Origin of the sequence: Variovorax sp. J22R115 (assembly GCF_030317005.1) — a bacterium.
Taxonomy (GTDB): domain Bacteria; phylum Pseudomonadota; class Gammaproteobacteria; order Burkholderiales; family Burkholderiaceae_C; genus Variovorax.
Map to the genome: position 1 here is coordinate 123,089 of NZ_JASZYM010000008.1, position 11,786 is coordinate 134,874.

An 11,786-nucleotide genomic window follows, 5' to 3' on the forward strand; every position below is an offset into this window, starting at 1 on the left:
TTGCGATGGCTAACACTTCAGTGCATCGGTTCCAGTACGAGGGATGGGACGTGAAGGTGGAGCTGGACCGTTCGACTCTCGACGGTGTCATCTCCGGGCACGCGGACTTGACTTGGAAGAAGGATGATCGCGCGTGCCGCATAGCTCTGGCCGGCAAGCATAAAGACGGAGCGAGCGCGATCTCTTCATTGAGCACAAAGGCGCGGGCGTACATCGATGAGTGGCACTCCAAAACGTGCATCGGCGAATCCACTTTCGTCGACCTCGCGGGGCCTGGGCGCGTTAGCCAAAAGGCGGATCTGCATGACACGTGAAAGGAGAACGCAATGAAACGTCGCAAGCTACTCATCATCGGTGCATCGCTGGCATCGTTGCTGGCCGGCGGTGCTTACGCGCAGGACAAGGCCGCCAAGCAAGCCGAGGTCAGGGCAAAGACCAAGCAGGCGCTCGAGGACTTCTACAAGGCCGATCCCGACATCAAGAACGCGGTTAGCAAGGCGCCCGGTTACGCCGTGTTCACGACCTACGGATTGAGCTTCGGCCTTGGCGCAGCGGGCGGGAAGGGCATAGCGCACGATAGCAAGTCCAAAAAGGACACTTACATGGAGATCGCTCAGGCGAGCGCAGGGCTGCAGATCGGGGCCTCCGACACGCGCTATCTCTTCGTGTTCAAGGATGCCAAGTCGATGGCCGACTTCATCGACAACGGCTGGGATGCCTCGGCTGGCGCTGCCGCGGGCGCAGGCACCGGCAAGGGCGATGCCAATGTCAAGGCGGGCGCTGTCGCCTTCACGGGCGGCACCGCTTACGTGCTGACCAAGGCCGGTCTACAGGCGGGGGTGTCCCTTGGAGGCTCGAAGGTCTGGAAAGACAAGGACCTGAACTAGAGTTCAGTCGTGAATCGCGCCGTGCGCTCGACCGCGCCGAAGGCCTGGGTGCGAGAAGGGCGACGTCGACCAGTGGCTGGCCGGCACGGTGGAGGAGGCCATGCAGCTGCTGCGCGTGGCGCCGGCCGAGGTCTTCGACGCTGGCCCGACCTGAGTCAGCGCTTCCCCTTCATGGCGGTGAGCACAGCTTCGTGCTGGGCCCGTGAACGAGCCGTCCATTCGCACGTAGCCCTGCTGGAAATCGACGCGATTGCGCGCGCCAAAGGGATCTGCCGGAGGTGCTTTCGCGGCGGCCGGTACATCGTCGATCTCGGGAAGCACATCCGCACCTTGGTCTGCCTTTGCCGAATGGCCCGGCCCCGACGAGTATGTGCTCGAAGAATCCCTCGTGAGCAGCAAGCCGCGCCGGAAGAACCGGAAGCGGTCGCCGGCGGCCAAGTCGCTGAATTTCATACCGCAATGCTACGGGCTTAGCCCCCTCTGTCCCTCCGGCGCCCGATCGCGCGATCGAGCGCGGCGACGTGGATCTCTGGCTGGCCGGCACGAAAGAGGAGGCCAAGCAACTGCCTACCGCGAGAGCCGTTTCGTTCTTCGAGCAATTTCGGCAGCCACGTTATCCGACTGCTCAAGTGCCTTTGAGCGGAGGAGGGCGCGAGCAGCTGACGAAGCGAATCCAGCTGGCTGGCCAAGGTCAGCTCGGCGACCAAAGCATATGCTTGATGCGGCCGTTTCACGAATCTGTCTGCAGCGGCGCAAAAAAGGGCAGACGGGCGATAACGCGCTGCTTATCGAAGTCCCGCTTGGCCGCTGCGCAATTGCTGCTGCCGGTCAGCAAAGTGCCGCAATGGGATTGCGAGTTTGCTGTGGCTCCCATCCTCGCATTCGAAGCTTGGGGGAGCGCGGCTCGGCTGTTCCGACATCTCGTGCAGTTGCCGTCTTCGCAAGCGTCCTGTTGCGGCCGACGCCTACCCAGGGAGCCCAAGGGGTGGTCGAAGTCGACTCATCCGCCGACTCCACGACTCAAGCCTGCAAACTCCCGCTCGCTTCCCCACCCCTGGCGTACCTGGCAACAAGCCTCGCGCGGCGTTCAGGATCCTGGTCGATGTTGACGCGCTCCAGGTTGCCATTCACATGTGGCAGTGCCAGCAAGCGCGGGTCCATGACGCGGAACCATAGCGCGGGAACATACGAGAGCGGGAACATGCCGAAGTAGCCGCTCGGCAGTTGCGGAAGATCCTCGAAGTGCCGCAGAGACTGGTAGCGGCGCAACGGGTACGCATGGTGGTCCGAGTGCCGCTGCAGGTGGAACAACGCAAGGTTGGTGACCAGGTGGTTGGTGTTCCACGAGTGGTGCGGTTGCGGCGTTTCATACTTGCCATTCGGCAGTCGATCGCGCAGCAGGCCATAGTGCTCGACATAGTTCGCCGATGTGAGCTGCCACCACGCCACCATGTTGTGCACGATCAGGAAGGGCACCATCACCCATCCGAATGCGATGATCAACGAGACCTGCAACACGGCTGTCACGGCATAGCTCTGGAGCATGGTGTTGTGCACGCTCCAGACCGACCTCCGCTGCTGGGCGAGGCGCTCGGCTTCCAATGACCATGCGCGGCGGATGCCACCCGGCAGCTCCCGACACGCGAAGCGATAGATGCTCTCACCCATGCGCGCACTCGCGTGGTCCTCGGGCGTCGATACCGAGCGATGGTGCCCGCGCCCGTGCTCGACGGTGAAGTGCCCGTAGGCGGGGACCGCCAGCACGAGGCGCGCCAGCCATTGTTCGACCGCGGTGTTCTTGTGTCCCAGTTCGTGCCCGGTGTTGATGCCCAACCCCGAATCGGTACCGGCCACGTAAGCGAGCGTCAGCACCGCCCACCACGACAGGTCGTGCGTTCCCACCCACCAGGCGCAACCGACGAGCGCGACGAAGTGAAGCGGTACTGTGAGCCACGTGAGCCAGCGGTAGTAGCGCTCCTGCTCGAGCTGCGGCACGGCAGCCTCCGGTGGATTGTTCTGGTCCTCCCCGATCAGCAAGTCCAGCAGCGGCATCAGGCCGTAGCTGATCAGCAACGGCAGACCCAGGGCGATCTCGTGGCCGGTGGCGGCGTGCAATGCGATGCCGGTGAACGGCAACAGCGGGTAGACCACGGACAGCAGCCACCACCAGCGCTTCCTGTCGCGGTACTCGACGCGCTGGTCGTCGGGACCGACGGAAAGATATAGTTTTGTCATGCCGAGGCACCTCGGAGGAACCTCGATATTCTCGCCCAAGCGTCCCGCATGGCAATCCTTCGCCTTGGCGAGACCTTCAGCTCGCCGAAGCCTCGTCCACTGGCATCACCGGCACCCGGGCCCCGGCTCGCCCACTCGCGATCGACCAGGCGAGGATGCCCATGCGGCCCGTTGCCAGTAGCGGCACACAACGTTGGCAATGGTGTGGGTTTTTTGGTGGTAGGCCGCCAAACGAGGGACCGCCTGGATCACCCCGGGTGCGCGATAAGGCGCGCTTACCGATCCCAATGCTTCGGCCGATTTGCCAATGGCCTAGGCCGGGGTGTATGGCGCGAACGGGAGGGTGCCCGCGCACGGCAGACCGGGGCGAATGGCTCTTTCAGATTGATTGCCGCCGTTCACGTTCGAAGCCCGGATGGCAGGGGAGGGCCCGATCCCGTCCTTCGATCTAGTGCGTTGTACTTCCGCTTCCGCCTGAAGCGGCCTTTGAGCGCGATCTGTGCGGAACTCCCTGCAGATTCTCGTCGCGCGTATGCGCACTTCCGAAGCGAAACAGGAACGCTAGTCGACGAGGCGGCCGTTCCAACTCCGTGTTGTGCTTTCCGGCTCGTGCGTCGGCGGGACCAGCGATTTGATTTCAAAGACCGGCGACTTGACCGAACGCTCAACAGAATGAGCCATCAGGTTTCCGAAGGGTCAACTCGTGCTGCGTCTGCACATGGCGGGGCCTCTGGCGGCCTGATTGCAAAAAAGATCCGGGCCGCTCCCGATCCCCTTGGAGCGGGGCGAATCCCGATGTCGAAAAAAACCTTCTGAAGAGACATTCCTTTGCTCAATCCTCCTTCGATCAGTTCCGTCGCCACGTTCCGTCGCACCGCTGTCGCCATTGCTGCCTTTGCCTTGTTCGCCATCGTCCCGGCTTCCCACGCCATGGAGATCGACACCGGCAACCCCGACGTCGTCCTGCGCTGGGACAACACGCTGCGCTACAACCTCGGCCAGCGCACGCAAAGCCAGGACAAGGCGATCCTGGGCAACCCGAACTTCGATGACGGCGACCGCAACTTCGACAACCACTCGCTGATCGCGAACCGTCTGGACCTGCTCAGCGAGATGGACCTGGTGGTCGACAAGAAGTACGGCTTCCGCGTGAGCGGCACGGCCTGGGCCGACCCGGCCTACAACAACCTCGACAACCGCAACAACGCCACTGCCAACACCTTGTCCTTCGGCGTGCCGACGGCCGGCATCCTGTCGCCCTACACCAGCCGCTACGCGAAGGGCCCCTCGGGCGAGCTGCTCGATGCCTTCGTCTTCGGCAACACCGACATCGGCGACACCAACGTGGGTCTGCGCCTTGGCAAGCACACGGTGTACTGGGGCGAGAGCCTGCTGGGTGGCGGTGCCGTCAACGGCATCTCCTACGGCCAGTATTCGCTGGACCTGTGGAAGGCGCTCGCCACGCCCGGCATCGAGGCAAAGGAACTCTACCGGCCGCGCAACTCCGCCACCTTGCAGGTGCAGCCCACGGCCGAACTGTCGCTGTCCGCGCAGACCTTCTTCGACTGGGAGAGCGCGCGCTACCCGGAGTCGGGCAGCTACCTGACGGTGAACGATGCCCTGCTGCACGGCGGCGAATCGCTCATCGCCGGACCCGGCCAGCGCCTGCTGCAAGCCACCAATTCCGAGCCCAACAAGACCGGCGACTTCGGTCTGGCGGCACGCTGGAGTCCGGAGTGGCTGGACGGCACGGCCGGCCTCTATGGCCGCCGCACCGCAGACATCCAGCCGCAGTTGGCCCTGCTGCCCGCAGTGGCCGCCGGTGTGCCCGCCGCCGCCTGCTCGCGCGCCGGACTGCGCCCGGTCGGGCCCAGCACCTGCTACATCAATCCGGGCGCGGCCACGCTGCCGATGATCCAGGCCGGCTACGTCGGCCAGTACCAGGCCTTCTACGGGCGCGACATCGACATCTACGGCGTGAGCCTCGCGAAGAACGTCGCGGGCCTGAGCCTCGGGGCCGAACTGAGCTACCGCCGCAACATGCCGCTGCAGAGCGTGCCGGTGCAGGTGCTGCCCGCGCCGCTGGTCAATCCGGCCACGGGGGCGATCTCGCTGGCACAACTCAGCCAGCTCGGCGGCGACACGCCCGGCGCACGCGGCGACACGATGCACGGCGTGTTCAACCTGCTGGGCACCGTCGCCAAGACGCCGCTGTTCGACAGCGCGACCTGGAACGCCGAACTGGTGTGGAGCCACTGGCTCAGCGTCTCGCAGAACCCCGGCGCCTTCAAGGGCAGCGACGCCTACCGCGCCAACCCGGCCAACGTCGATGCGGTCAGCAAGGACTACTTCGGTTTGGGACTGAACTTCACGCCGACCTGGTACCAGGTGTACCCGGGCGTGGACCTGTCGATGCCGCTGAGCTGGTCGGGTGGGATCTCGGGCAACTCGGCCGTGCTGACCGGCGGCAACAAGAACGCCGGCTCCTACGGCATCGGCATCGCCGCCGACGTCCAGTCCAAATACAACTTCGCGCTGCGCTACGTGGGCTTCTACGGCGACTACAGCACGACGCCGGCCGGGGCCATGAACGTCCCGAACGGCACCTACGCCAGCCTGGCGGACCGCGGCCATGTGCTGCTCACCTTCAAGACGACCTTCTGAGTCGTCCCCATCCCAACCTCACGGAGACATCCCATGAAGACAACCCGCCCCAAGACCGGCCCCCTGTGGGCCGGCGCGCTGCTCGCGCTCGCCGCCCATTCCGCCCTCGCCGCAGTTGCGGCCGATGAAGCCAAGAAGCTCGGCACCACCCTCACGCAGACCGGCGCAGAACGCGCAGGCAACGCCGACAAGAGCATCCCCGAGTACACCGGCGGCCTCACCACGCCTCCGGCGGGCTACGAGAAGGGCTCGGGCATCCGCCCCGACCCCTACGCGGCCGACAAGCCGCTCTACGCCATCACCGCGCAGAACATGGCGCAGTACGAAGGCAAGCTGACCGCCGGCACCAAGGAGCTGCTGAAGAAGTACCCGACCATGCGCGTGGACGTCTACCCCTCGCACCGCTCGATGGCGTTCCCGAAGTACGTGCTGGACAACACGGTGAAGAACGCCACCGCCGTGAAGACCACCGACGACGGCCTGGGCCTCGAAGGCACTTTCGCGGGCATCCCGTTCCCGATCCCCAAGACCGGCAACGAGGTGATGTGGAACCACCTGCTGCGCTACACGGGCCAGAGCTACTACACGCAGTACGACTCCATCAACGTCGACTCGTCGGGCAAGGCGGTGCTGGCCACCACGGGCCAGATCTACATGGACTACCCGTACTACGACCCGAAGCGCAGCGGCGCATCGGCGGACAACGACATCTACTTCCGCACCAAGATCGCCTACACGGCGCCGGCACGCCGTGCCGGCGAAGCACTGCTCGCGCAGGACTACATCAACCCGATGAAGAACGGCCGTCGCGCCTGGCAGTACCTGCCCGGCCAGCGCCGCGTGAAGCTCGCACCGGACATCGCCTATGACACCCCGAACCCCGGCGCAGCGGGTGCATCGACCTATGACGACGCCTGGGTCTTCAACGGCGCGATGGACCGCTACGACTTCAAGCTCGTGGGCAAGCAGGAGATGCTGATCCCCTACAACACCTTCAAGCTGGTGTACGCGAAGGACCCGTACGCGGTGACGACGCCCAACCACCTGAACCCGGACTACGTGCGCTGGGAAGCCCACCGCGTGTGGGTGGTGGAGGCGACGCTGAAGGCCGACAAGCGCCACATCTACGCCAAGCGCACCTTCTACGTGGACGAGGACAGCTGGATCGCCGTGGCGTCGGACCAGTACGACGCGCGCGAACAGCTCTATCGCGCGGGCTTCGTCTACACGAACCCTTCGTATGAAGTGCCGGCGCCGGCGAGCATGGGGCAGTCGTTCCATGACTTCACCACCGGCGGCTACAACATGACGGGCCTGATGGGCGCGTACAGCGTGGGATTGAAGTACACCGATCCGATGTCGGCCACCGCCTGGTCGGCCGATGCGTTGGCCGGCTCCGGCGTGCGTTGACCGGAGTCGACGTGCAACGCAGAAGCATGCTGCTGGCGGCGCTCGGCTCGCTGGCGGCTTCCGGCACGGCGACGGCGGCCAGCGAAGTGCTGGACCGTCCGGCGGGCATGAGCCCGTTGGCCGCCCAGCGGCTCATCACGGGCATCGCGCGGGCCGGCGAGCGCCTGGTCGCCGGCGGCCAGCGCGGCCACATCGTGCATTCCGAAGACGGCGGTCGCGTGTGGGTGCAAGCCCTGGTGCCCGTGAGCTCGGACCTCACGGCCGTGAGCTTCGTCGATGCGAAGGTGGGCTATGCGACCGGCCACGACGGCGTCGTGCTCGGCACGCGCGATGGCGGCCACGGCTGGACACGGCTGATCGAGGGGCGCCAAGTCAACACGCTCGTCCTCGAACACATGCAGCGCCGCGCCGCCGCCTCGGATGCGAGCGAACAGGACAGGAAGCTGCTGGCCGAGGCCCAGCGCAACGCCGAGGCGGGCCCCGACAAGCCCTTCCTCGACCTGTGCTTCACCAGCGCCAACGAAGGCTTCGTGGTGGGTGCCTACGGCCTGATCCTGTGCACCGCCGATGGCGGCAGGACCTGGGAGCCTTGGTTCGATCGCGCCGACAACCCGGGCTTGCTCAACCTCTATGCGATCCGCGTCCATCGCGGCTCGATCTACATCGCGGGCGAAGGAGGGCTATTGCTCAAGCTCGACCGCGACATGCAGCGATTCCGGGAACTGACCTCGCCCTACAAGGGCAGCTACTTCGGGCTGGCAGCGACCAAGGCGGGCGTGCTGGCTTTCGGGATGCGGGGCAACGCCTTCATCAGCACCGACGAAGGTGCCGCCTGGAAAGCGGTCCACACCGGTCTGGACGCCAGCATCGTCGGCGGCGCCGTCGCAACCAATGGCACCGTGGCGCTGGTCGACCAGAGCGGCGGCATCGCCCTCAGCATCGACGGCGGGCTCAGCTTCACACGGTCGTCCTTGCGCTCGCAAGTGCCGCTGGCCGCAGTCGCCTTCGCCAGCACTTCGTCTCTCGTGCTCGGCGGCCCGCGCGGCCTGCGCACGATCGACCTGACCTCCAAGGACAAGTAATGGCCATCTCTTCCGGTCTCGGCCGCATGCCGGTCGTGCGCGAGCTTGCCGACTTCCCGCGTGACTCGGGCAACTGGCTCGAGCGCGCGGTCTTCAACCATCGCCTGGCGGTCACGCTGGCCTGCCTGGTCGCCACCCTGGTGCTCGGCTTCTTCGCCACGCGCGTCTCGCTCAATGCCAGCTTCGAGAAGATGATCCCCGTGGGTCATCCCTACATCCAGAACTACCTCCAGAACCGCAGCGAGCTGCGCGGCATGGGCAACACCCTGCGCGTGGTGGTGGGGAACGAGAACGGCGACATCTTCGACGCCCGCTACCTCGAAGCGCTCAAGCACATCAACGACGACCTGTTCCTCACGCAGGGCGTGGACCGCGCCTGGGTCAAGTCGCTGTGGACCCCGGCCACGCGCTGGACCGAGGTGACGGAGGAGGGCTTCCAGGGCGGGCCCGTCATGCCCGACAACTTCGACGGCAAGAGCGCCAGTGTCGAGAAGTTGCGCACGAACGTGGCGCGCGCGGGCCTGGTCGGCAGCATCGTGGCCAACGACTTCAAGTCCAGCGCCATCGTCGCGCCGCTGCTCGACGGCGGCAAGGACGGGCGCCTCGACTACTGGCGCCTGTCGCGCCAGATCGAGACCCAGATCCGCGACAAGTACGAGCGCGGCCTCGCCCCCGACGGCAAGCCCTGGGGCGTGAAGGTGCACGTGATCGGCTTCGCCAAGATCATCGGTGACCTGCTCGATGGGCTCTTGCAGGTGATGATGTATTTCGGCGGCGCCACGGTCATCGCCGGGCTGCTGCTGTACGGCTACACGCGCTGCGTGCGCAGCACGGCGATGGTGCTCGCTTGCTCGCTGGTCGCGGTGCTGTGGCAGGTGGGCCTCGTCAAGCTGGTTGGTCTGGAGCTGGACCCGTACTCGATGCTCGTTCCCTTCCTGGTCTTCGCCATCGGCGTGAGCCATGGGGCGCAGAAGATGAACGGGATCATGCAGGACATCGGCCGCGGCACGCACCGGCTGGTGGCTGCGCGCTACACCTTCCGGCGGCTCTTCCTGGCCGGGGTCACCGCGCTCATGGCCGATGCGGTCGGTTTTGCGGTGCTGATGCTGATCCCGATCCCGGTGATCCGTGAACTTGCGCTCACCGCGAGCATCGGTGTGGCGGTGCTGATCTTCACGAACCTGCTGTTGTTGCCGGTGCTGCTGTCGTACGTGGGCGTGAGTCCCGAGGCGGCTGCACGCAGCCTGAAGGTGGAGCAGGATCAGGCCGCAGGTCGGGCAGGGCGCTTCTGGAGCTTGCTCGACAACTTCGCGGCCAAGCGCAACTGGGCGCTCGCTGCGGTGCTGGGTTCGCTGGCGCTCGCCGTCGGTGGTTTTGTAGTGAGCCTGAAGCTGCAGGTCGGTGACCTCGACCCCGGCGCACCGGAGCTTCGGCCCGACTCGCGCTACAACCGCGACAACGCCTTCGTCACGAAGAACTATTCGCTGTCCAGCGATCTCTTCGCCGTGATTGTGAAGACACCGAAGGAAGGCTGCCTCAAGTACGACACTCTGGCGCATGTCGACCGGCTCGCGTGGGAATTGCAGCAGTTGCCCGAGGTGCGTGCGACGCAGGGCCTGCAGGACGTGGTGCGCCAGATCACCGCCGGTTCCTTCGAGGGCAACCCCAAGTGGCTGACCATCAGCCGCAACCAGGACGTGCTGAACTACGGCGCGCAGCAGGCCACCGTGAACAACCCGGAACTCTTTAACACCGAGTGCTCGGTGATGCCGCTGGTGGCCTACCTGTCGGACCACAAGGCCGAGACGCTGCAGAAGGTGCTCGCGGTGGTGGAGAACTTCGTCAAGGACCATCCGACCGATCCAGCCGTGGTGCAGATCCTGCCGGCTGCAGGCTCGGCGGGCATCGAGGCGGCGACCAACATCGTGGTGCATCAGGCCAATCGCACGATGCTGCTGTACGTCTACGCCGCTGTGATCGCGCTGTGCTTCCTGACTTTTCGCTCGTGGCGCGCGGTGCTGGTGGCGGTGATCCCGCTGGTGGTCACCTCCATCCTCTGTGAAGCGCTGATGGTGTGGCTGGGCATCGGCGTGAAGGTCGCCACGCTGCCGGTGATCGCGCTCGGGGTGGGCATCGGCGTGGACTATGCGCTGTACCTGCTGTCCGTGCAGCTCGCGGGGCAGCGGCGAGGCCTGACCCTGGCCCGCGCCTACGGCGACGCGGTGATGTTCACCGGCCGCGTCGTCGCGCTCGTCGGCGTCACGCTGGCCGCCGGGGTCATCACCTGGGCCTTCTCGCCCATCAAGTTCCAGGCCGACATGGGCATCCTGCTGACCTTCATGTTCGTCTGGAACATGGTCGGCGCGCTCGTGCTCATCCCGGCGCTTTCGCACTTCCTGTTGAACGACAGGCACTTTCAGCGTGCGGCGATCGCCGAGTCTTCAGGCGCTGACCGCTTTCTCGCCGTCGCGGAACGAGGTGGGTGAGACACCCTGCCAGCGCTTGAACGCGCGCGTGAAGTTGCTCGTGTCGCTGAAGCCCAGCAGGAAGGTGATCTCGGTGATCGACAGCGAAGACTGCTGTACGTAGCCCGAAGCCAGCTCCTTGCGCGTCGCATCCAGCAACTCGTGGAAGCTGGTGCCGCGTTCCGACAGCTTGAACTGCAGCGTGGTCGGGCTGATCGCCAGGGCACTGGCCACCTTGTCGCGGGTGCAACTGCCGTTGGGGAGGAACTCGATGATCTTCTGCCGCACGCGGGTCACGACGTCGTCCTTCTCGAGCCGGGCCAGGTAGGTGTTCGAAAGGTTGTCGTTGAGCTGCGCCAGTTCGGCGCAGGCACCGATGAGGGGGTTGTGAATATCGGCACGAGGCAGCACCAGCATCGGGTCCGACTGCCCGAAGCTGACCGGCGCGCGGAAGAGCGCTTCATACGGCGCGATGTCTTCGCGCGGCGGTGGATGCGAGAGCGCCACGCGCAGCGGATTGAACTCGGGCTTGTAGAGTTGGCGCATCGCGAGTACGACGAAGCCGAGGAAGGCGTCCTCCGTTTCGGCGGACACGTCGACCAGCAGCCTGATGCGAAGTTCGAGCTCGTCCTTTGACTCGACCACCTTGATCTCGCAGGTCTGGGAGGCGAGCCTGAAGTAGCGTTCGAGCCGTTGGCAGAACTCCATCAGGTTGGCACTGGCCGCCAGCGCGTAGCCCAGCGCATGCAGGTTCGAGATGTGAATGAAGCGCGCCACCGTCAGCCCGAAGTACGGATTGCCCGTGACATCGGTGCAGGCGCGAAAGAGCCGGGTGAGCGTGCTGACGGGCAGCCGGCTCATCGGGTCGTTGGTCATCGTCAATGGAATGCCGACCGCCTTCAGCACCCGGGTGCTGTCGACCCCGCTGGCCTGGAGCGCCTTGGAGATGGCCAGCACGTAGCCACCGATCGTCGTGGGTTCTTGCAGTGGCGGGCCTGGCGCACGCTGGGGGACGTTCATGCCCCTATGGTCGCCGCCCGTGC

The 11,786-nt window shown here is 65.5% G+C and carries 8 protein-coding genes; 6 read left to right on the forward strand and 2 right to left on the reverse strand.

Annotation, left to right across the window (positions count from 1 at the left end):
- The first annotated feature begins 5 nt into the window (after positions 1-5).
- Together QTI04_RS15685 and QTI04_RS15690 are read left to right on the forward strand one after the other, a co-directional pair.
- A complete protein-coding gene (locus QTI04_RS15685; protein ID WP_286616420.1) occupies positions 6-314 on the forward strand; it encodes a hypothetical protein in 309 nt (102 codons plus the stop codon).
- Positions 315-326: 12 nt separating this feature from the next.
- On the forward strand, positions 327-887 hold the full coding sequence (locus QTI04_RS15690; RefSeq protein WP_286616421.1) for a YSC84-related protein: 561 nt from the start codon (positions 327-329) through the stop codon (positions 885-887).
- A gap of 1,020 nt (positions 888-1,907) precedes the next feature.
- Here QTI04_RS15690 and QTI04_RS15695 read toward each other — a convergent pair.
- Positions 1,908-3,122, reverse strand: a complete 1,215-nt coding sequence (locus QTI04_RS15695) for an alkane 1-monooxygenase (protein WP_286616422.1) — start codon at positions 3,120-3,122, stop codon at positions 1,908-1,910.
- Positions 3,123-3,950: 828 nt separating this feature from the next.
- Between QTI04_RS15695 and QTI04_RS15700 the strand changes: the two genes are divergently transcribed.
- Genes QTI04_RS15700 through QTI04_RS15715 form a run of 4 tightly spaced genes read left to right on the forward strand, consistent with a single transcriptional unit; the run spans position 3,951 to position 10,764 of the window.
- Positions 3,951-5,786 (forward strand): DUF1302 domain-containing protein, encoded by a 1,836-nt coding sequence (locus QTI04_RS15700; RefSeq protein WP_286616423.1) that lies wholly within the window; start codon positions 3,951-3,953, stop codon positions 5,784-5,786.
- A gap of 33 nt (positions 5,787-5,819) precedes the next feature.
- On the forward strand, positions 5,820-7,196 hold the full coding sequence (locus QTI04_RS15705; protein WP_286616424.1) for a DUF1329 domain-containing protein: 1,377 nt from the start codon (positions 5,820-5,822) through the stop codon (positions 7,194-7,196).
- Positions 7,197-7,207: 11 nt separating this feature from the next.
- Positions 7,208-8,278: a YCF48-related protein gene (locus tag QTI04_RS15710; protein WP_286616425.1), complete on the forward strand. Its 1,071-nt coding sequence runs from the start codon at positions 7,208-7,210 to the stop codon at positions 8,276-8,278.
- Positions 8,278-10,764 carry an RND family transporter gene (locus QTI04_RS15715; protein ID WP_286616426.1) on the forward strand — a complete coding sequence of 829 codons (2,487 nt, stop codon included), beginning with the start codon at positions 8,278-8,280 and terminating at the stop codon, positions 10,762-10,764. Before QTI04_RS15710 ends, QTI04_RS15715 begins: the two co-directional genes overlap by 1 nt.
- Here QTI04_RS15715 and QTI04_RS15720 read toward each other — a convergent pair.
- Positions 10,720-11,763: an AraC family transcriptional regulator gene (locus tag QTI04_RS15720; protein WP_286573221.1), complete on the reverse strand. Its 1,044-nt coding sequence runs from the start codon at positions 11,761-11,763 to the stop codon at positions 10,720-10,722. The genes QTI04_RS15715 and QTI04_RS15720 overlap by 45 nt on opposite strands.
- Positions 11,764-11,786 lie beyond the last annotated feature (23 nt).